This is a genomic window from Acinetobacter junii, assembly GCF_018336855.1.
Lineage (GTDB): Bacteria > Pseudomonadota > Gammaproteobacteria > Pseudomonadales > Moraxellaceae > Acinetobacter > Acinetobacter junii.
Genome location: NZ_CP059558.1, coordinates 2901336 through 2923299, shown reverse-complemented (window position 1 = coordinate 2923299; position 21964 = coordinate 2901336). Strand labels below are relative to the sequence as shown.

Below are 21964 nucleotides of genomic sequence, written 5' to 3'. Positions count from 1 at the left end.
GTTAAAAGCCTCCCATCTGGGAGGTTTTTTTGTCATATAACTGTCATCTTTTCTTCTTAAGATAACACTATGAAAATAAAAATAAATCAGGAAGAAAATACTTCCCCTACGCTTGATGCGTTACTGAAACTAGATCGACAACAACAACACTTAAAAATACGATGGATTATATTGCCCATCTTGATTGTTCTACTGATGTTTAGTTGGCAACAACATCTGTTTACAGCTTGGGTGATTTTGCCGAGTATATGGATGTTGCTGGTCTTTAACCATTTACTGATCATTCGAAGCAGAAGACAAAAACTGCAAAAGATTCAAGAGATAAAACTTGCCCCTGTTTTTATGCGATCGTTACAACAACACTACCCACATATTAGTTTAAAGCAACGTCGTCTGATAGAGACAGGATTTAAAGATTATCTAGCCCTGCATGCAATTCAACAGCAAGCATATGCAATGCCTTCAAACGCAGTCGATGCCTTATGGCATGAGATGTTGGAATATCCTGATCAATACAGAAAATTATGCATTCAGACTATTGGCCGAGAGTTGAATCATCATCCTTATGGTGATGAGACTCAAGCAGAGCAACAAGCGAAGCAATTATTTGAAGCATGGAAATATAGTTGTATGTTGCATGGATATAATCCTAGAAACACGACGCAAATGCCTCGATTATTTGCAATTGACCAAGCTTTGAATTGGGAGCATGGACAACACTTTGATTTGGATAAAATGACTAAAGATTATGCAAAATACTTGCAAGAACAGTCGTCCTCATCATCGAGTTGTGGAAGTGGTTGTAGCAGTTGTGGTGGGGATTAAATTTAATCGTTTTTCATCAGTTGAATCAGCTCTTCAGCAGCTCTAGATTGAATCCGCGCAGGATGCCAAACCATACCGAGTTGACGATTCATTTTTAAATTTAAATCGAGTTGCTTTAAATCTTCGTTTAGAAATGTTTTAGGCAAAACCGACCAACCCAAACCTATTGAAACAAGCATCCTGATAGATTCTAAAGGATTGTTACTCATGGTTATTTTTGGTTTTAGACCATTCTTTTCAAACTCTGATAACGTAATTTGACTCGTATAAGTTTGTGCAGCAGGCAAAAGACTAGGATAGGCGATCAAATCTTCAAGATTAAGTTGAGTTTGTTTTGCCAAAGGATGAAAAGGTGCGCTCACAAATACTAAGGGGTCATTCCAAATAGTCACGTAGCTGAGTCGATCATCACCTGCTGGGGGTAACGTTAAAAAGGCAAGTTCTAACTCTCCTGCAAGGACTTGTTCATGTGCTTGTTCAGAGTCGACAAAATGCACATCCAAAGTGACTTGAGGAAAAAGTTGAACAAATTTCTTAAGTGGTTCAGCGAGATGATGTAGACCAATATGATGGCTAGTGCCAATTTTAAGGCGACCTTGCACCTGAGTCTGTTCATGGCTAAGTGTGTGGTGAATCTCACCTAATTCATTTAACCATGTCTTTACTTTTGGAAGTAATGAATGTGCAGCATGTGTTGGTTGAATACCACGACCTGCTGACTCAAATAATTTTACGCCAAAATAATCTTCTAAACTATGAATACGTTTAGTGACTGCAGGTTGAGTGATAAATAATAATTCTGCAGCGATTGAAATAGAACCTGTTTCCATCACTTTCACAAATGCTTCAAAAGCAGCAAGATTCATATTGGCTTTCCATAAGGCGTTTAAATTCGTTGTATCTGCAACGGATAGGTTCTAGAAACGACTCCATACTTTTTCATGGAAGAAAAATGCAAAGGCTTGCACTGTTGGCTCAAGCAAACTGAGCGTTGCTGCCATGATCAAATTGCCTGTCACTAGATATGCCACCATCATAGCAACAGTGATGTGCATGATGTAGTAACTCAAGGTTTTTTTTAAAGTTCGTTGGTTATTTATCACGAATTTTTGAATATTTGCCATCTGAGTCACCATTTTAAATCTTAATTATTTAAATAATAATCATTATCATTTGTATTGTAAAAAAGAATTTTTAGCTTGTCGTTATTGGATTTATAAATGAATCAACGATAAGTCTTCATATGAGTGCTAGTTTCTAGTTTTTTATATAATTCAAGCTTATATATCATTTGAAATCCGGAATCATTTGAAAGAGTTTTTTATTCCTAAAAGTTTGTTAATTTATAAAAATGATAAATTAGATTTATGTGAAACGGTTGTTATAATCAAGCTAAGATTACAAATACCCAGTCCTATGGCAAGCACTACGGAGAGCGAAGACATGGCAGGCAAAACATTATATGACAAATTATGGGATGATCATTTAGTCACTGAGCGTGATGATGGATCGTGTTTAATTTACATTGATCGTCATTTATTACATGAAGTGACTAGTCCACAAGCATTTGAAGGTTTACAGCTTGCAGGACGTCAACCATGGCGTTTAAGTGCCAATGTCGCAACACCTGACCACAATGTACCGACATCTAAAAAAGAGCGTGAACAAGGCATTGCAGGGATTGAAGATGATACTTCTCGTATCCAAGTTCAAACCTTAGATGATAACTGTAAGACCTTTAATATCGTTGAATTTGGTATTAATGATATCCGTCAAGGTATCGCACATGTTGTTGGTCCAGAACAAGGTTTAACATTACCTGGTATGACTGTTGTGTGTGGTGATTCTCATACGGCTACGCATGGTGCATTTGGTTGTTTAGCACATGGTATTGGGACATCTGAAGTTGAGCATGTTTTAGCGACTCAATGCTTGGTACAGAAAAAATCGAAGAATATGCTTGTTCGTGTTGACGGTGTATTAGGTAAAGGTGTAACTCCAAAAGACGTGGTTTTAGCGATTATTGGTAAAATCGGTACAGCGGGTGGCACAGGTTACGCAATCGAATTTGGCGGTCAAGTATTCCGTGATATGTCGATTGAAGGTCGTATGACTGTTTGTAATATGGCGATCGAGGCTGGCGCACGCGTGGGTATGGTTGCTGTAGATGATAAAACCATTGAATATGTAAAAGGTCGTAACTACGCACCTCAAGCAGAGCAATGGGATCAAGCAGTTGCCTACTGGAATACTTTGCATTCTGATACAGATGCTGTGTTCGATGCTGTTGTTGAGTTAAACGGTGCAGAAATTGAACCGCAAGTGTCTTGGGGAACTTCACCAGAAATGGTGATTCCTGTATCACAAGCAGTACCGACTTTAGAGCAAGCTAAAGATGACGTGCAACGTAATGATTGGACACGTGCATATCAATATATGGGCTTAAATGCAGGTCAAGCATTGGCAGATATCCAATTAGATCGAGTGTTTATTGGTTCTTGTACAAACTCACGTATCGAAGATATTCGTGCGGCTGCTGCAGTTGTCAAAGGTCGTAAAGTTGCTGCTAGCATTAAACAGGCGATGATTGTTCCTGGATCTGGCTTAGTCAAACAACAAGCAGAACAAGAAGGTTTAGATCAGATTTTCTTGGAAGCAGGTTTTGAATGGCGTGAACCAGGTTGCTCGATGTGCTTAGCGATGAATGCTGATAAATTGCAACCAGGTGAGCATTGTGCATCGACTTCAAATCGTAATTTTGAAGGTCGTCAAGGTAATGGTGGACGTACTCATTTGGTTAGTCCAGCAATGGCAGCAGCGGCAGCAATTGCAGGTCATTTTGTTGATGTTCGTTCATTCTAAAGGAGCTAAATCATGGAAAAATACACTGTAGAACAAGGTATTGTTGCACCTTTAGATCGTGCCAATGTCGATACGGATTTGATTATTCCAAAACAGTTTTTGAAGTCAATTAAGCGCACAGGTTTTGGCGATAACTTATTTGATGAGTTGCGTTATTTGGACGAAGGTTATTTGGGGCAGGACATTAGTAAACGTCCTAAGAATCCAGATTTTGTTTTAAATAAACCTCGCTATCAAGGTTCAACAATTCTATTGGCTCGTACTAATTTCGGTTGTGGTTCTAGCCGTGAACACGCGCCTTGGGCATTAAATGAATATGGTTTCCGTACTGTAATTGCGCCAAGTTTTGCAGATATTTTCTTTAATAACTGTTTTAAAAATGGCATGTTGCCCGTGATCTTGTCTGAAGAGATTGTTGATCAGTTATTTAAAGAGTGTGCTGAAACAGAAGCTTATCAACTTACAATTGATTTAGCTGCACAAGAAGTACGTACTCCGAATGGAGAGGCGTTTAAGTTTGAAATTGACCCATTCCGTAAGCACTGCTTATTAAATGGTTTGGATGATATTGGTTTAACATTACAAGCTGCCGATGATATTCGTCGTTACGAAGAAAAGGCAAAACAACAACGCCCATGGGTGTTTCAAGAGATCCAAGCTTAACTATTTATATTATTTAAATGTAAATATGAAGCGATGTCTTGGAGACATTTTGAACATAACCATAGCGCGGTGATTGAACTCTTGTTAACATGCAAGCGAATACGATTCGCTTGCATGTTTGCATGAAATGAGGACTGGGCTTGAATAATGAAAAGAAAACTCGCTCGCAGTAGTTTGCTGTGTTTATTTGTCGGTACGACTTTAACTGCGTGTCAGAATGCACCAAATGTAGTTGATCAAGTTCGTATTGCGCAAAATGCACTAGAAGACAAAGCGGAAAATGCAACTTTATATTGTTCAGGTGTCGATAACTGTGAGTTTGAACGACTAGGTGATACTGTTGTGATGGATCCCAAATCACGTCGTATTAGCTCACAAGCAATGGAAAAAGGAATCGTTCGGTTACATGGTCCAGTGTTTAGTCGGAAGCAACAAGTTTATCTCAGCGTGCCTGCTAAACAATATGAAGTAGTGATTCGTTATTATCCTATTTCACCTGACCGTGCTGAAACTTTTCATGTGATTCATGCGTTTAAGTCTAACCAGCGCTATACCTTCAAAATGTACCGAGATAGAGCACATCAGTCAGGTAGCTTGTTAAAAGTCTCTGTGCCTGAACCTTTATGTGTGGATTTACTACAAGAGCAACGAACAATCCGCCGTTTCTGTCGTCCATTTGATGTCAGTACGGGATTGGGTGAGTTTGTAGAAAAGAAAATTTAATCGACGTGCAGTGTCGTAACTGCTTACATGAAACTGGAAAAATAGATGTCTAAGCATATTTTAATTTTAGCGGGTGATGGAATTGGTCCTGAAATCGTTGGTGCAGCTGAAAAAGTATTAACTAAGGTCAATGATAAATTTAACTTGGGTTTAACATGGGAACATGGATTGCTCGGTGGTTCTGCAATTGATGCACATGGTGAACCATATCCAGCTGTAACAAGTGAACAGGCTAAAAAAGCAGATGCTATTTTGTTGGGTGCTGTAGGTGGTCCTAAGTGGGATACCATTGAGCGTTCGATTCGTCCTGAACGTGGTTTGTTAAAAATCCGTAGTGAACTCAATTTATTTGCTAACTTGCGTCCAGCGATTTTGTATCCACAATTGGCCGATGCATCTAGCTTGAAACCAGAAATCGTTGCAGGTTTAGATATTCTGATTGTACGTGAATTAACGGGTGGTATTTATTTTGGTCAGCCTCGTGGTATCCGTGAGTTAGAAAACGGTGAGAAACAAGGTTATAACACCGATGTTTATTCAGAAAGCGAAATTAAGCGTATTGCTAAAGTTGCATTCGAATTAGCTGGATTACGTGGTGGTAAAGTTTGTTCAGTAGATAAAGCTAATGTGCTAGAAGTCACTGAATTGTGGAAGCAAACTGTCACTGATTTACAGCAAGCGCAGTATTCAAATATTCAACTGTCTCATATGTATGTTGATAATGCTGCAATGCAATTGGTACGTGCTCCTAAACAGTTCGATGTTATTGTGACTGGTAATTTATTCGGTGATATCTTATCTGACGAAGCCGCTATGCTTACCGGTTCGATCGGGATGTTGCCATCAGCATCTTTAGATGAAAATGGTAAGGGGATGTACGAACCATGTCATGGTTCAGCACCTGATATCGCAGGTCAAAATGTTGCAAATCCGCTTGCAACAGTGCTCTCAGTTGCAATGATGTTGCGTTATACATTCCGTGAAGAAGCTGCTGCGAAAGCAATTGAAGATGCTGTAGGTCAAGTTCTAGATCAAGGTCTGCGTACAGCAGATATTATGTCTGAAGGGATGACAAAAGTTGGAACAGATGCGATGGGTGAGGCTGTAGTTTCAGCGCTCAACTAATTCGGTATCGAACTGAATAAAAAAAACGTAGCTTGGGCTACGTTTTTTTTATTGCAAATTTTTGCTAGCACGCTTTACCTTCATAACGAATTGAACGAGCGATTTGTTGCTGATCTAATTCAAAAATAATATGACAGTAAAAATTAATATCATAAGATTGCTGACTTGTTGTTATGGATCCTAATCGAGTACCAGTCATGGTTGGTCCTATTCCACCTATACTTTGTGTTATAGGTACAGGAATATTGATTGGACGTAGCACCGTAAATATTAAATATTCATCGGTTTTTTTAGGTGCTTTTAATGTTTGAAAACCTAACTCTCTAAGATTCAAGTTTTGTTGAATGTTGCTTGCTAGTTGACCGATATAGGGTTGTAAATAATCTTGAAGCTGTACCGATCTCCAATTTGGTGTGGTACATGCTTGTAATAAAATAAATACTGCTAATATCCATACCTTGTAATACTGCATAAGTCATCCTTTATTGAGCAAGTATTTAAATGAATGATCATCTATCTATTTAAAACCATTAAACAAAAATATACAAACTCGTCTATCGGTCGGCAATGTTCAATTCTTGCGAAATATGCTTAGATATTTCGATAATAAATTGTTTGGAAAGAATTCATGTATAAGATCATCTTAGGTTTAATTTTGGGGGTGGCATCAACATTCGCGATGGCAAATAATTGTGATAAAGCTCGGAATACCTATGATGATATTTATTGTACCAATAAAATTTATGCGAGTGCTGATGCAGATTTGAATAAGAACTACCAGCAATTACGTCAGAAATTAGATGAAACACAACAAAAAATTTTGAAAAAGTCACAACTTGCTTGGATTCGCTATAGAGATGCTGAATGTACTGATGATCAGCAAGTTTCTGTAGACGTACAATGCCGCTTATCAACGACACAAGAGCGCAATCATTGGCTATTAGAGCGTTTGCGAGAATGTCAGACGGTGGGCTGTAAAACTACACGTTTGAGTGAATAGCACAATTTATAGATATAAAAAAAGCCACAAATCATGTGGCTTTTTTGCATTCACTAATCTTAGCGTGCACGGTACGTGATACGACCCTTAGTTAAGTCATAAGGTGTCATTTCAACTTTAACACTGTCACCTGTTAAAATACGGATATAGTGTTTACGCATTTTACCAGAAATGTGAGCAATAACTTCGTGACCGTTTTCTAAACGTACACGGAACATCGTATTAGGAAGCGTTTCGGTGACAACGCCTTCGAACTCAATGAGTTCCTCTTTATTGGCCATGGCCTACCTGATGATCAAATTGGAAAGGCGCAAATTATAGTCAATTTATTTAAAATTTACAAGACGCTGGCTTAGCAAAGGCTGCAACGTTTATTTTGAGAAAACTGTCTAACAATCTGTATTTTTTTTTAACAAAAGAAGCAGAATAGTGTTGTCAGTTTGGTCAATCAACGTTAATCTAAAATCATCGCTTATTGTCATAATAAAGTATCTACAGGGAAGGGCACTGCGTGGGTCAGTTAACAGATGCATCGGTTGTATTGCGCTTTGGTTATCAGGCAATTCGTAAAGCAGGATTACCAACTGAAGAGATTTTAACAAAAGCAGGTGTTGCTCTAAATCAAGTTGATACCAATGCCAGAACCCCTTTAAGTGCTCAAAATGCATTTTGGATCGCAGCACAGGAAGTGAGTAATGATCCAGATATTGGTCTGCATTTAGGTGAGCATCTTCCATTATATCGTGGTCAAGTCATTGAACACTTATTTATCAGTAGTGAAACGTTTGGTGAAGGGCTTAAACGTGCCTTAGCCTATCAACGTCTGATAAGTGATGCGTTTGATGCGAAGTTAGTAATTGAAGATGGTCGTTGCTATTTAAGCAATGGTGAACAATATTGGCCTGATAATTTAGTCAATCGTCATTTTTCTGAATGTGCGATGTCAGGTATTTTGCGCTTCTTCAAGTTCATTACCGAAGGACAATTTCAGCCGATCTTCATTGATTTCAATTTCAATGAAGGCGCTGATGATGATGAGTATTTCAGAGTGTATGGCTGCCCTGTCAGTTTAGGTCAGAAAGAAACACGTCTTTATTTTGATATGGCTGTGCTTGATTATCCACTATGGCAGGCCGAACCAGAATTATTACAACTACACGAGCAACTTGCGATTGAGAAGTTACAAGAATTAGCTCGCTATGATCTGGTGGGTGAAGTACGTCGTGCAATTGGCTCAACATTGGAAAGCGGTGAGACAACTTTAGAAACCGTTGCAGCCCAGCTCAACATTACACCGCGTCGTTTAAGAACTCAGCTTAGCGAGGCGAATACCAGTTTTCAGCAAATCCTCTCCGATTATCGTTGTCGTTTGGCGAAAAAACTTTTGGCAAATACCAATGAAAGTGTTGAAAGAATTGTTTATTTAACGGGCTTTTCAGAACCAAGTACATTCTATCGTGCATTCAAACGCTGGACGAATGAAACCCCTGTTGAGTATCGCAAAAGAAAACAGCGTTAATCTTTTACATCAGAAAAAACCCTCAAGAAGAGGGCTTTTTTTATTCGGGTAGATTTAACCAGTGAGGTCCGAGAGGCAGCTGAGGTAAATCAAACTGATCTGGGTAATAAGATTGGATAAAATATAGACCATCTGCGGGAGCGGTAATTCCTGCTGCGCGACGATCTTCGGCAGCAAACATCGTGTCTATATGGTCAATCTCATACATTCCTTGCCCGATCTCAAGTAAGCACCCCATGATATTTCGAACCATGTGGTGTAAGAAACCATCGGCTTGAATATCTAAAACTAAATAGCGACCATGTTCAAATAAACGACAATGCTTTACATGTCGTACAGGTTGATTGGATTGGCATGCGGCAGCTCTGAATGACTCAAAATTGTGAGTGCCTTCAAATTTCGCAGCAGCTTTAATCATTTTTTGCACATCTAATTCTTGGTATAGATGCGTGACTTGTTTGTGGAGTAAAGCAGGACGAGTGGGGGCGTTATATACTACATAACGATAACGACGAGCCATTGCTTTAAAGCGTGCATGAAAATTTTCATCCATGCATTTGATCCACTGAATAGAAATGTCTTTTGGAAGTTGGCTATTGGCACCTCGAAGCCAACCTTGTTCGGGGCGAATGGCTTCGGTATCGAAATGCGCGACCATATTGGTTGCATGAACGCCAGCATCAGTCCGCCCAGCAGCATGAAGAGTGACAGGGTGGTCGGCGATTTTACTGAGTACCTTCTCGATGGTTTCTTGCACACTTACAACGCCTGCTTGTTGAGTTTGCCAACCACGGTATTGAGTACCACAAAATTCAATACCGATCGCGTAACGTTGCATGCTTAAACCTCAATCTTAGTTTGTATTCCAATGTTCAAACCATTGAACATGAGTCGGGTATTTTAAATACATTTGCAATGCTTTTGCATATAAATCCGCATGACTATGACAATCATTGATTAATACTTTGGCATTTTCTATCCAAGAACTCACAGCGTATCGTTGATCAAGTTTACCAAACACCACTTGTGAGCTAATAATGACGACACAACCTCGTTCATATAATGCTTCGAATAAATTCAATAATTCGGAATTGGTTGCAATATTTCCTGTTCCAAACCCTTGTAATATCAAGAAGTGTGGTGGGTTTTTAATTAAATTTTCGAGTTGAGCAGCAAGTTGTTCTTTTGCGATTGGCTGCAACATTAAATTCAGTACAGTTAATGATGAGGCACGTTCTATATGTTCAGCTTGAACAATAAAATTTTCGATAGAAGTTTGGCATGATTGATGTGCATCAACGCCTGCAAAAGCATCTAATTCAGTCGTATGTACTTTGAGAACAGTTTGCGCATGGAAAATATGTTGATGAAATGCTAAATATGTACCGACAGGAAGGCTAAGTACCTGCTCAAGTGCTAAATTTAGATTCCCGAGAGCATCAGTAAATTCTCGAGTGTCATTCCCTTCAATATTAAGTAGAGGATATTGACTACCCGTAATCATAATATGAGATGACTGTCCCAAGAAACGTGCAAGTGTCGCTGCCGCATAACTGAGCGTGTCAGTGCCATGAATGATGACAAAATGTTGATAGTTTTTGAGTTGAAGGTCTTGAATTTGCTGAATAAGCTTCAGCCAATCTACAGCTGTACAAGCACTACTGTCTTTTATACTAGGTGCTGCAAAACAATCAACGTCAAGATGGGGTGGAATGACTTTTTCAAGTAAGGGAATAAACTCATTTTCAGGCATTGGCATTAACGGATTACCGACACAGCCAAACGTACCACCCATGTAGATCAAAGCAATTTTTTTCATCATAAAAAAAGCAGTCCGAGAGACTGCTTATATTAGACTGATCAAATTTAGGAAGCTATTTTATTCAGTAACTTTTCTACGTATTGTTGTTGATCTTGATTAAAAAGTGATTGATTGGTCTGCAATATAACTCGCGCAGATTCATAAGCACCTAATTCAATATATTGTTCTGCTAGATCAAGATTAAGTTGAGCTTCGTCCATAGTTTGCAAATCTGGAAAAGATTGCATTAAAGGATCGTTAGTTGAAAGAGCAGGTGCTGTTTGAGAGACTGGTACGATGAGTTCAGGTTGAGTCTCTTCAGCCGTTGTCGGTTCTTTAATCTCAAATGTAAATGCCGTTTTGTCAAAGACTGGCTGTTCTTCAAGCTTAACTTCAGGTTGATTGAAGTCTAAATCTAAATGAATTGGTGCTTCAGTTTTTGTTTCAGGTTCTGGGGTTTTCAGTTCAAGATCAGCAAAACTAAAATCTAGACCAGATTTGGTTTCTTCAACTTTGACTTCCTGTTCAGTGACAGTAGGTGAGGTTGTAGGTTCGAGGTTGAAAGAAAATTCTAGAGGAGCTTGATCTTTCGATTCTGTTAATTCAGGTTCAGGCGAGGATTTGGTTTCAATCTCTATAGCAGGTTCAGCAGTTTCTTTTTGTTCAAAAGAAAAACTAAAATCTAAAGGTTTAACTTCAGGAGTAGGTTCAGCTTCTATTTTTCGCTCTTCGACTGGAGACGGTGCAACTTCCATTTGAAGTTGATCAAATGATTGAGCTGGGCTAGGTGAAGCAACCAATGCATCAAAATCTGCTGAATTATCTTGTACAGGAGTTTCGGTAATAGTTGATGTTTGACCAAAATGACCTTTGCTAGAATGAAATTCTAAAGCATCTGAAGGTTTATTGGTTTCGTATTCTTTTTTCTTGTCCTGTGCAGTTTGGATCAGTGAATTTAGTTCTAAATCTTGTAAATGTTTAATCAACTGATTAATTGCAAAATCATCTTTTTGAGCGATGTGAAGATCTAACAATAAGATATACAAGTCATGCTGAGAATCATCTGTTTTAAGTGCCTGATTGATTTGAGCTTCAGCAGCTTGGAAGTTATTAGCAAGAATAAGTTGCTCAATCTTTTCTTTCAGTTGTGTTGGTACAGGTGTACTGGCTTGAACTTTATTTGTCTGTTGTTGTGTTTCGACTTCAGCAATAGGTGTTGATTTGGTCGCAACTTTTTTTGATGCTGCTTTCTTTTGAGGTTTGGCTGCACCTCCTTTTTTAGGAGTTGCTGTATTTTCATTGTCAGCACGTTTTTTTAAAACGATTGCAACGACTAATACAATAACTAACAATACAATGATGATAGTTGACATGATCTTCACCCCTTAAAGATTAGAGCAGCTTTTAGTGTAAATTTATGAGAATATTCTCGTAACCTAGCGTGTTGGCTTTTTAGTTTCCTGTTGAGCTTTTAGTTGCTCTTGTAATTCAGCCAGTCGAGCATTTAATAGCTGGATACGCTGTTCCTTTTGACGCAATGCCAACTCTAACTGAGTCACGTTTCGTTGTAATGTAACGGTTTTTTCCCTTGCTGTCATAACTTTTAATGATAAGTCAGCACTGGTTTTTTGTTGTAATGTGTCCTTCTTCGCACTTCCTGTGCTGGAATCTTGATTACTCTCGGCAACTAAAGACATTTCAGCTTGTTGCAAACGGTATTTGGTACGTCCATTAGGTGCAGTTGTGGTTTGTGCTGCAAGCTGATTAGTATTTTGTGCTGGACGACTTGGAATATTGCTTAGATTAAAGTTTAAACGTGAACCTTGGCGTATTCTATTTTGATTACCCCCAATAAATGCGTGTTCGTTTTGTTTTTTAATTTGAGACATGACTTGTGTTACTGGCTGTTGAGTCTGACTTGCGATTTGCTGTGCAATACTCCACAGAGACTCATTGCGTTGAACTACGTGTTGTTGGGTTTTTTCAGAATTTAGTTTTTTCTGCTCAGGTGCTTTGACTTTTGCCTGCTGAGTTTTGTTAGGTTGTTGAACTTTTTGTTGAGTTGGTGTTGTTTCCACCTTTTTCATGTCCTGACGAGCAATCGTTTTTTCACTATTGAGATCCGTCGGTGGTGTTTGCGAAGACTCAACGACTTTCGAAGGTGCAGGAGCTTGAGCAACTTGTTCAGCATTGACGTTATTATTTGCTGAGGCTGTTTGTTGTAACGTATTTGGCTGTGCACTTGGTTGTGGTGCAATTGAAATAGCTTCAGCATTTACTGAAGAATCATCATTATTTAAAACAGGGGGAAGTTTATATGGTGCATTCAGCAAAGTTTCTTGTTTTAAACTTTGCTCTTTTGACTCAGATGCATTGGCATTAAATCGAGTACTCACTGGTAAGTTTAATGCGATATCTTTTTCACTCACAATAAACTTAGGTGTAAGCGGTTTTTCGGCAATTGATTTAGCTAAAACAGGATCAACAGATCTACGAATAGGCTGTCGGATATGTTTTAAATGTGATGCGCTACCTTCCTGAATTTTTAAAATAATATTTAATTCAGCTTCAGTCATTGGGCGTGTGGAAGTAATAACAATCGTTCCTTCGCCTTGGCTATTACGTCTTGTAAAAAAATTTAAACCAGATGGTGGTTGGTGTGCTGCACCAATCATCATTAAATCTTCAGGCGTAGCTAAACTCACTTCTAGTTTTGAGTTCGTGTCTGCTTGATGAAAACTCATCTCAGCGTAAAGTAATTCCCCAGGCGCAGATTGAACTTGCAACGGATCGAGTGTAATTGCGTAAAGATGTTGCGAAGAAAATATGGCTAAAATGGCAATTTTTAATTTGTTATAAACAGTCATCTCGATCCATGAAAAAGTGATGTTATAGTCGTGTAAAAGTATACATTAACGTGATGTAAATGAATTGTAAATTCTTCAAAAGTGAAAACATAAAAAAGCCGATCAAGTGTGATCGGCTTTTGATTTTTAGGTGTTTTTGCTTAAGCGTTCTTGTATTCAACTAAAATACGAAGCATACGGCGTAAAGGTTCAGCAGCACCCCAAAGTAGCTGATCGCCTACTGTAAATGCACCTAAATATTCTTTACCCATATTTAGCTTGCGTAAACGACCTACAGGAACAGTTAAAGTACCTGTTACTGCAACAGGCGTCAGGTCAGTCATTGAAGCTTCACGAGTATTTGGAACGACTTTCGCCCATTGGCTAGAGTTGCGAATCATGTCTTCAATTTCATCAAGCGCAACATCTTTTTTCAACTTTAAAGTGATTGCTTGTGAGTGACAACGCATTGCACCGATACGAACACAGTGACCATCAATTGGAACGATTTGTTGATTACCCAAGATTTTATTGGTTTCAACTTGGCCTTTCCATTCTTCTTTTGATTGACCACTTTCGAGTTGTTTGTCGATGTATGGAATCAATGAACCAGCGAGTGGCACGCCAAAGTTTGCTTTAGGGAAACCTTCACCACGTTGTAAGTCAGCAATTTGACGATCAATATCAAGAATCGCAGATTTTGGATCATCTAGTAATTCTTTAGTATTGTTGTACAAATAGCCCATACCAGTGATGAGTTCACGCATGTTTTGCGCACCAGCACCAGAAGCTGCTTGGTAAGTCATTGAGGTAGCCCACTCAACCAAATTATTTTGGAAAAGTGAACCTAAACCCATCAACATAAGTGAAACTGTACAGTTACCACCAACGAAAGTTTTTGTTCCGTTGACTAAACCATCTTTAATCACATTTAAGTTTACTGGATCAAGTACGATGATTGCATCATCCGCCATACGAAGGGTAGACGCAGCATCAATCCAATAACCATCCCAACCTTCAGCTTTGAGTTTCGGGAATACATCAGAGGTATAGTCACCACCTTGGCAGGTTAAAATGACATCCATTTGTTTCAGACTCTTAATGTCTGAAGCATCCATAAGTGCTGGGGCAGTCTTACCACCAAATGAAGGCGCTTCGCCACCTGCATTACTGGTAGAAAAATAGAATGGCTCAATATGAGCAAAATCATTCTCTTCAACCATACGTTGCATAAGGACAGAACCCACCATCCCACGCCAACCGACCAGACCTACTTTCATGTCATTGTGCCTCGGTATTTCAAAAAACTTTTAAGGGGTTTGAGTGTATCAAAAGCGACCACAACTGCAAGCTTTACGTAAATAAAACGATAATTTAATTGAGTGAAATAATTTGTTTGTATTAGATAGAAAATTGATAAAGCCATAACTTTATTGAGAATCTAAGACATCCCCACGAGAAAAATGAACATGATATGGATTCAGATTTGTGCAGTATTGGTTATATGGCTTTCGTTTTGGTCATTAATCCCCAGAGATGAGTGGTGGTTTAGAGGTGCGGACTTTCCGCGCTTACAGATTCTGGCACTCGGTCTCTTCGCCTTTTTTGCAATGTTATTTGCCATTCCCGAATGGACCTTGACTACCGAGTTGCTGTTTGTTGGATTGGTCGCAGCAATCGCTTATCAGTTGAAAATGGTTCTTCCATATACTCCGATTTGGAAAAAACAAGTTCAAAAAGTTAAGCCTGAGCAAATCAATGAAAACCAGCAAATCTCATTGCTGGTTGCCAATGTGTTGACGCCAAATGATAAATATCATCTATTGCTTGAGCATATAGACACATTAAAACCTGATGTTGTGCTGACATTAGAGTCAGATTCAAGTTGGCAAAATGCGTTAGTTAACATTGAACAATATTATCCTTATCGCGTGCCCGTACCTTTAGATAACTTATATGGTATGCATCTATATAGCCGCTTGCCTTTGCACGATACAGAAGTGAAATTTATCTTAAGTGATGAGATCCCTTCCATTCATACGACTTTAACCTTGTCTTCTGGCCTGAAAGTGCAGCTATATTGCTTGCATCCTAAGCCTCCTAGTCCAACGGAAGCTAAAGATTCCACTCTAAGAGATGCAGAATTATTAATTGTGGGTGACCAAATTAAAGATCTCGATCAGAGTTGCATCGTGATGGGGGATTTAAATGATGTGGCATGGTCACGAACAACGCGTCTTTTTCAGAGAATCAGCGGTTTATTAGATCCACGTGTTGGTCGTTATTTCATGAATACCTTTCATGCCGATTATCCACTATTAAGATGGTCACTCGATCACATTTTCCACAGTACAGATTTTGCTTTGGTTGATATGAAAAGATTGGCACATATTGGTTCAGATCATTTTCCAATTTATGTGGTTTTACAAACGGGTCGTATTTTTGAACAACAGCAACAAGAGTTGGAGCAAACGGCTGATGATGAGCAAGAGGCGAAAGAGGCGATTCAAGACGGTATAGAAAAGGCTGAAAAAGAAGAAAAAATTGTTGTGGATGAGTTAGCACAACCTCATAAACAAGCGATGGAAAAGGAAAGTAGAGAAGGAGTATTGTAAGCCATAACGTACAGGGATTTAGGTCCATAACGAATGGTCTAATCTACTTAAAAGATTTATTCTAAATACATCAGCACATGGACGCAGGAATGGATTTCCGTTTAAGGATAGCGACGCTGAGATGGAAAATGCATTATGGATATGATGCCTGCTACGGAAGCAAGATAATAACAAAGATGTGAAAGCACAACCTCATTTGCCCGAGTTTTGCAGGATGCGAAACTCGGGTTTTAATTTTTCTAATTTATATCATTTAATCCGATTATTGTTTGTTTTCGCTAAACATCTTACTGAGCTGGCTCTGCTTCTGTTGGAAATTCGATGGATGGGTTATCTTCTTCTATTTTGGGAATCAAGCGTTTATGCATTAATACAGTTGATTGAGCTATATCGCATTTATCCCAGATGATATCAGTTGAAGGGAGTTCAGCGCTGTAAAATGCATAGTAATTTACGGTAATTGGTTCTTGTGTTTCTGCGAATTTTAAATCAACTTCGTAAGTTCTAGTCTCAAAGGGTTTTAATACCTGAATACTATCTTGGTCTCTACTGCATTTAAAAGATTGGCTGGCTTCTATATCCATGGTCCCGATCTTGAAATCAATATGACGGCATAAAGGTGTCATTTCATAAATATAGTTTGATGTTGTGTTTCGTATTTCAATTTGTAATGGAGAAATTGAAATGGAACGGATTGTATCTACTGGAAGGGGCTGTTTACTTTCAGCATCAATGAATCGCATACGACGCTCTACGCCGGAACAGGTACTGAGGGTTTCAGCGGGAATTCTTGCGACATATTCATAGCGTTCATCACCATCGCCAGTAGATGGATTAGAAGAATTATCGTTACCACCAGGTACAGGTTTTTGTGTACCTGAACCACTACCTCCTAAGCTAACATTTGCAGCTAGAAAGTTGTCACCACAAGCTACCAAAGATAGTGTAATGCTGCACAGCAATACCGATAACGATAATTTTTTCATTGTTATTTACCTTTATATTGATAAGGTATTTGAAATCTTATTTCCTTATCATATTGATAAATTCCTAAGCGGAACTCGTACTTAGCATCATTTTGATTCTGATCTTGTTCACAGCATTCAATCGCGGCATTTAACAGTTGTTTAGCCATGTTTTGCCATAGCTCAATACTGAGTTGTCGCAATGATTCAATAGATTTGAGTGTCAATTTTTCTGCATGTACAGCTTGCTCAAGATGAGTAAATGTTTTTTCGCTAATGAAGTTGTCTATTCCAGCGGCAAGATGATCTGTTAGGTTTGCAGAGAATAATGCTTTACTTTCTTGCTTTTGATTATCAGGCGTAAAGCTTTGTTGTTGTAAAACAACATCAGCTCCTTTTTGTTCAACGACGCCTAATCGTTGTAATTCAAATAAAATTGAACGAGGATGCTTTTCGGTAGAAATATGTCTGACCAATCCTTCAAAGCTATTTCCATCGCCAGATACAGGAATTTGATGTGGAAGATCCAAAGCAATCCATCTTGCAATCACACGAGCAGGGACACTAATAGCAAAATTAGGTTGCACTTCAGTCATGGCTTGATTTGCTTGTTGTCTAAAGGCACTAACATCTTTCCGATGCAATCCAGATAATAAACTGACTGCTGAATCGGTCTTATTTTGTTGAATGCGCTCTAATTCAGCCAAAGCTTGTTCATAAAAAATAGGCTTTAAGGCAGCGACAAAATCGGTATATCCAACTCCAGAATGAATTAACCAACGGGCAATATGCTGCATCATTGGAAAGATACTTTCCAACGTGGTTTCAGCATCTTGAGGAATAACCCCTTGAACATTTTGCTGCGATTGCTCAGTGTGGATGATCATTTGGTCGGTTGGTTTTGCCATAGAGATACCTTAAAAATCGATATGCTTTAGTTATTTCTTAAACTCAATCATGATGAGTGGATTGGGGGAATTTCTCAGCCCCGCTATTATCAAGATTAAAATGAGTAAAAGATACACTTATGGAGACATCTAGACTTTCTACACAATGCCACCAGCCTATTGGAATAAACAAAGAATCACCTTGATTTAAGATACATTCAATTTTTGAACAATGTTTTAGATCGGGAAATTGCTCTGTGATATGAGGTTGATGAGGGTCTGCGATCTGACTAAACACCGCAACGTCATTGTATAAATGAGGCACTTGCATTGCGGGTATCAAAGTGACTTTCTTTCTACCATAGATTTGAACTAGAAAGTTATTAGTTAAATCATGATGTAATGGCGTGAATGCACCTTTAGGACCAAACCAAATAAAACTTCGTTCAAAAACTTGGCTGTGATCAGTGTAATTGTGAAAGTCGCCAATATCTTTAAAGAGTTCAGACAAACTAGATTGACTGGCTTTTGCATTATTTGCAGTCATATAAAAGTTATTGGAATATGGATTTTGTTCAATCAAATCAACATAATCATTCATGCTCATTTGGGTTTTATGCTGAATAGAGTTCCGCTCAAATAATGGATCTTGCTCTCGATTAAATTGAACCTCAATTTTTTGATGACCGATCGTGTCTCTAAAATATTGTGGAGACCATTGCTTTAGAGCACTCCAATGATCAATCGCATTGTTAAAAATTACAGGTAGATTTCTGCTGTAATAATCTTGAATAAACTGTTCAAAATTTGGTGTGGAAATTCGTTTTACTTGTAAGTAATCAGTATGGAGTCGTGCATAACGATCAAGAGTATCCAATAACCAATCTCGTTTTTTGACTAAAAAATGCTGTTGTTGAGCGATTTGAAAATAGGGATTCTGCTTTAACTCAACGATCTCTGCTGCAATATCAATTTCATTTAAGCCTTGTGCTTTAAGTGTCTGGTAGATTTCGACTTTGGATTTTTCTTCTAGCACAGCTTCAGCAATCCATTTTTTTTGATGAGCATTTAAATTGTGTGAGATGTAATCATGTTTTTTAGCAATAAGTTGTTCGAGCCAGTCGTAGTTTTGTGAATATTGATTACTGCTTTCAAAACTAACCTTATCTAAATCAATTAAACCTTCTTGTAGCAAAATCTTAGCTAAATCATCTGGATTACAGCCGCGTTCTAAATTTTCTAATAACCAATCATTCCAATTTTTTGGCAATGCTTTGAATTGATTAATTAAATTAATTTGTGCATCCATACTTTTTAACCTGTTAATCCAAAGATTTGACCTTCTGTTATTAATTTAAGCATAAAAATATTTGCACTCAAGCAGAAAAGTGTTAAATTTTCACATGTATTATATGTGAAAAATTCACACAGAGGGTGAAATCATGAAAAATATATGGACTCAACTTGCCTTAAGCGTTACTTGTGTAGCTTTAGTTGGATGTGGCGGAAGCTCTTCATCTAATAATTCACCAACACCAACACCAACACCAACACCAACGCCGACGCCAACACCAACACCAACACCAACGCCAACACCAACACCAACACCAACGCCGACACCAACGCCGACACCAACGCCGACACCAACGCCGACACCAACGCCGACACCAACACCAACACCAACGCCAACTCCGACACCTACACCGACGCCGACGCCAACACCGACTCCAACCCCTGCCCAAGCTTTAGCAGGAACATGGGAATCGACCTTTTGTAATAACTCATCATTTGGGGCTTATCGATTAGTTGTTGAAAATTATCGAACTGGGACAAATTCATTTGATATGGTCGTGGATAGTGAACAATACACAGAACCTCAATGTGCAGGAGCCGTGAAGGGTGATCTAGCTTTGGATGGTGGGCCTGCTACAGGAATTGTGGTTGAAAATATGGGGAATCAAATTACTGCCAATCTAACCAAATACCACATCGCAACAATACGAAGTCGTAGCTCCGCATCAGGTCAACAGGGGGTTGTAGCTTTTAGAGATGCAAACACGTTTTGCTTGTTAGAAAATATTTCGAATCCTGTCGGCAGTGAAATTGATCGTACTGTTCAATCAATAAACTTAAATGCAACGCAGCTCTGTTGGAAGAAATCATCAATTCAACGTTTCCAAAGAAAAGCACCAACGACTTTTGTATCTTCATCTAAAGGCATATTGGCAGATGTTCAGCCGAGCTTACAAAAATTACAATTACAATTAGATGCACAGGCAAATGCGGGCTATCGTCTGAACTTAGCAAATTTTGATACCCGAACAACGTCACCGACAGCATCATTTGAGTTATATATTGACGCACGTGATGATCGAAACCTCTATGTTAAAGATAACGCGACAACGGCATTAAAATATCAATATAAAGTTCTTGATGGTGCGGCTGCCACAGCAAGCGCACGTTATTCACTATGGAAAACACAAATTGTTCAACAAGCAGCATTAGGCTTTTTATTTAAACAACAAGCAGTCGTTCGACTCGCTGATAGCAAACCATCTCTCTACAATAATATTTTTGAGAAACGTGTTGGGGATACAGCTGTATACGCAATCACGACTAAAGAAGTAACTGAATCATCAGTACGAGATAAAGCTCTGTGGGAAGGTGTTGCAAATCAATTCGGTGGTCAAGGTTGTCGAATCTTCTTCGCTGAATATATTTACGGATCTCAGTTTGCTTTTGCTTGTAGTAATAGCAATGTCCATAATGGAACTTATCAATATCGTTGGATTGCCTCAACATCGAATGCTAAAGCGAGCGAAGTTCAAGCGATTCTAGATGCACAAAAGGCTCAGGGCTTTATCTATCGTTTTGAACTCGAATTGCCAAATGGTCAAGTTGGTTTTGTATTTGAAAAAGACAGTACTCAACCAAACTTAGCTACTTCTATTCAATACAAAGTATTTGAAAACAGCGTATTAGATAGTGGTGACACAACTAGTTTGATGGATGAGCGTATTACACATCAAGGTTTATTGGGATGGCATTTATTGGATGGTCGTTCTGTATTAGCAGAAGGTGGCATCACATCTTCATCAAACATTAAAACAATTTTTGTAAATCGACCACTACCTTAATAAGCAAAAAATCTGTGTCTTCGGACACAGATTTTTTATGTCTAATAGATTTTTTCGTAACCTTCTGCTCGAGTTTTGAATCTACGGTGAAACCACATCCATTGTGTCGGTGCAATACGTAGTTGAGCCTCAATAATTTTATTTACACGAATCGCATCATCTACTTCATCTTCACTTGGCATATTTTCGACGATTGGTTCGATGAGTACTTTATATTGTGGATTGCGGACATCACCATAACGGTAAAAATACAATGGAATTGCAACGGACTTAGAGATTTTTAATAAACGACGATGCGCAGTCACGGTTGCTGCAGGCACACCGAAAAAGGGAGCCATCACACCTTGTTTTAAACCAAAATCTTGATCTGGACTATACCAAATAGCACCGCCATCTTTTAAACGACGTACTAAGCCTCGCATATCATCGTGATCAATTTGTTGTTGATAAATAGTCGCTCGACAACGATAAATCAACATATCCAACATTGGATTATTCTGTGGTCGATAAACAACATCGGGTTCAAAGTATTGAGCACAAATATAACCACCCGCATCAAGCAAGGTACTGTGTGTGCCGAGTAACAATATGCCTTTACCTTGGGCTTTGGCATCAAGGATATGCTCTAAGCCTTCTATGCTATGTCGACCTTTAAACCAATGTGGACAATACCACGCATTTAGAGTTTCAAACACACCTAACATCATGTCGACAAACACCTGTTTGGCTTGAGCTTCAACTTCGGCAGGCGACCATTCAGGAAAACAAACTTCTAAATTTTTTAGCGTGGTTTTACGACGCGATTTTAATAGATACCAACATAATGCTGCTAGTCCATGTGCTAAGCGCCATTGAATTGCCCAAGGCAGAATAGCCAAAAGCATAAGGAAAATAATGGCGATCCAAATTTTCCAGTATTTTGGAAGTAAAAATTCCCATCGAAATTCGCCAGGAATATAAGACTGTTGTTGGCTCATAGACTTAGATGCGTAAATA

At 38.7% G+C, this 21964-nt stretch carries 22 protein-coding genes; 9 read left to right on the top strand and 13 right to left on the bottom strand.

What is annotated here, in order from left to right; all coding sequences use genetic code 11:
• The first annotated feature begins 69 nt into the window (after positions 1 to 69).
• The gene (locus H2677_RS13530; protein ID WP_212638745.1) at positions 70 to 825 is read left to right on the top strand and encodes a glycine-rich domain-containing protein; all 756 of its coding nucleotides are present in this window, start codon (positions 70 to 72) and stop codon (positions 823 to 825) included.
• Between the two features lie 2 nt (positions 826 to 827).
• Here the strand turns inward: H2677_RS13530 and H2677_RS13525 are convergent, their stop codons facing one another.
• The gene (locus H2677_RS13525; RefSeq protein ID WP_004916621.1) at positions 828 to 1691 is read right to left on the bottom strand and encodes a LysR family transcriptional regulator; all 864 of its coding nucleotides are present in this window, start codon (positions 1689 to 1691) and stop codon (positions 828 to 830) included.
• A gap of 51 nt (positions 1692 to 1742) precedes the next feature.
• Positions 1743 to 1949, bottom strand: a complete 207-nt coding sequence (locus H2677_RS13520) for a DUF2061 domain-containing protein (RefSeq protein WP_017397277.1) — start codon at positions 1947 to 1949, stop codon at positions 1743 to 1745.
• A 319-nt stretch (positions 1950 to 2268) separates the two neighbouring features.
• On the opposite strand from H2677_RS13520, the gene leuC reads away from it, so the two are divergent.
• The 4 genes from leuC (at position 2269) to leuB (ending at position 6198) form a co-directional block, all read left to right on the top strand.
• Positions 2269 to 3687, top strand: a complete 1419-nt coding sequence (gene leuC / locus H2677_RS13515; protein WP_212638744.1) for a 3-isopropylmalate dehydratase large subunit — start codon at positions 2269 to 2271, stop codon at positions 3685 to 3687.
• Positions 3688 to 3699: 12 nt separating this feature from the next.
• Complete coding sequence (leuD, locus tag H2677_RS13510; protein ID WP_004958794.1) at positions 3700 to 4350, top strand: 3-isopropylmalate dehydratase small subunit; 651 nt, start codon at positions 3700 to 3702, stop codon at positions 4348 to 4350.
• Positions 4351 to 4497: 147 nt separating this feature from the next.
• Positions 4498 to 5073 (top strand): hypothetical protein, encoded by a 576-nt coding sequence (locus H2677_RS13505; protein ID WP_004957691.1) that lies wholly within the window; start codon positions 4498 to 4500, stop codon positions 5071 to 5073.
• Positions 5074 to 5118: 45 nt separating this feature from the next.
• Entirely contained in the window at positions 5119 to 6198 is a 1080-nt protein-coding gene (leuB, locus tag H2677_RS13500; RefSeq protein WP_212638743.1) for a 3-isopropylmalate dehydrogenase, read from the top strand.
• Positions 6199 to 6262: 64 nt separating this feature from the next.
• On the opposite strand, the gene H2677_RS13495 is transcribed toward leuB, so the two are convergent.
• Entirely contained in the window at positions 6263 to 6670 is a 408-nt protein-coding gene (locus H2677_RS13495) for a hypothetical protein (protein WP_212638742.1), read from the bottom strand.
• A gap of 156 nt (positions 6671 to 6826) precedes the next feature.
• Here H2677_RS13495 and H2677_RS13490 point away from each other — a divergent pair, with 156 nt between their 5' ends.
• Positions 6827 to 7198, top strand: coding sequence for a lysozyme inhibitor LprI family protein (locus H2677_RS13490; protein ID WP_004958805.1), 372 nt, complete (start codon positions 6827 to 6829; stop codon positions 7196 to 7198).
• Between the two features lie 59 nt (positions 7199 to 7257).
• Here the strand turns inward: H2677_RS13490 and infA are convergent, their stop codons facing one another.
• Positions 7258 to 7479, bottom strand: coding sequence for a translation initiation factor IF-1 (gene infA / locus H2677_RS13485; RefSeq protein ID WP_001284370.1), 222 nt, complete (start codon positions 7477 to 7479; stop codon positions 7258 to 7260).
• Positions 7480 to 7709: 230 nt separating this feature from the next.
• Between infA and H2677_RS13480 the strand changes: the two genes are divergently transcribed.
• On the top strand, positions 7710 to 8717 hold the full coding sequence (locus H2677_RS13480; protein ID WP_004916600.1) for an AraC family transcriptional regulator: 1008 nt from the start codon (positions 7710 to 7712) through the stop codon (positions 8715 to 8717).
• Between the two features lie 40 nt (positions 8718 to 8757).
• Here H2677_RS13480 and truA read toward each other — a convergent pair whose 3' ends face one another.
• From truA to asd, 5 genes are all read right to left on the bottom strand, one after another.
• A complete protein-coding gene (gene truA, locus H2677_RS13475) occupies positions 8758 to 9555 on the bottom strand; it encodes a tRNA pseudouridine(38-40) synthase TruA (protein WP_004957701.1) in 798 nt (265 codons plus the stop codon).
• A 15-nt stretch (positions 9556 to 9570) separates the two neighbouring features.
• Complete coding sequence (locus H2677_RS13470; RefSeq protein WP_004958814.1) at positions 9571 to 10539, bottom strand: asparaginase; 969 nt, start codon at positions 10537 to 10539, stop codon at positions 9571 to 9573.
• 44 nt (positions 10540 to 10583) lie between these two features.
• Positions 10584 to 11891, bottom strand: coding sequence for a FimV domain-containing protein (locus H2677_RS13465; protein ID WP_212638741.1), 1308 nt, complete (start codon positions 11889 to 11891; stop codon positions 10584 to 10586).
• Positions 11892 to 11954: 63 nt separating this feature from the next.
• Positions 11955 to 13385, bottom strand: coding sequence for a FimV/HubP-related protein (locus H2677_RS13460; protein WP_212638740.1), 1431 nt, complete (start codon positions 13383 to 13385; stop codon positions 11955 to 11957).
• A gap of 140 nt (positions 13386 to 13525) precedes the next feature.
• Positions 13526 to 14644: an aspartate-semialdehyde dehydrogenase gene (asd, locus tag H2677_RS13455; RefSeq protein ID WP_004916583.1), complete on the bottom strand. Its 1119-nt coding sequence runs from the start codon at positions 14642 to 14644 to the stop codon at positions 13526 to 13528.
• A gap of 189 nt (positions 14645 to 14833) precedes the next feature.
• On the opposite strand from asd, the gene H2677_RS13450 reads away from it, so the two are divergent.
• Entirely contained in the window at positions 14834 to 15979 is a 1146-nt protein-coding gene (locus H2677_RS13450) for an endonuclease/exonuclease/phosphatase family protein (RefSeq protein WP_212639619.1), read from the top strand.
• Positions 15980 to 16266: 287 nt separating this feature from the next.
• Here the strand turns inward: H2677_RS13450 and H2677_RS13445 are convergent, their stop codons facing one another.
• The 3 genes from H2677_RS13445 to H2677_RS13435 are packed head-to-tail and all read right to left on the bottom strand — an operon-like array spanning position 16267 to position 19140.
• On the bottom strand, positions 16267 to 16965 hold the full coding sequence (locus H2677_RS13445; protein ID WP_212638739.1) for a hypothetical protein: 699 nt from the start codon (positions 16963 to 16965) through the stop codon (positions 16267 to 16269).
• 2 nt (positions 16966 to 16967) lie between these two features.
• Positions 16968 to 17852, bottom strand: a complete 885-nt coding sequence (locus tag H2677_RS13440) for a DUF6502 family protein (RefSeq protein WP_212638738.1) — start codon at positions 17850 to 17852, stop codon at positions 16968 to 16970.
• A 43-nt stretch (positions 17853 to 17895) separates the two neighbouring features.
• Complete coding sequence (locus H2677_RS13435; RefSeq protein WP_212638737.1) at positions 17896 to 19140, bottom strand: cupin-like domain-containing protein; 1245 nt, start codon at positions 19138 to 19140, stop codon at positions 17896 to 17898.
• A gap of 133 nt (positions 19141 to 19273) precedes the next feature.
• On the opposite strand from H2677_RS13435, the gene H2677_RS13430 reads away from it, so the two are divergent.
• Positions 19274 to 20968: a PT dipeptide repeat lipoprotein gene (locus H2677_RS13430; RefSeq protein ID WP_212638736.1), complete on the top strand. Its 1695-nt coding sequence runs from the start codon at positions 19274 to 19276 to the stop codon at positions 20966 to 20968.
• 41 nt (positions 20969 to 21009) lie between these two features.
• On the opposite strand, the gene H2677_RS13425 is transcribed toward H2677_RS13430, so the two are convergent.
• On the bottom strand, positions 21010 to 21945 hold the full coding sequence (locus H2677_RS13425) for an LpxL/LpxP family acyltransferase (protein ID WP_099949236.1): 936 nt from the start codon (positions 21943 to 21945) through the stop codon (positions 21010 to 21012).
• Between the last annotated feature and the right edge of the window lie 19 nt (positions 21946 to 21964).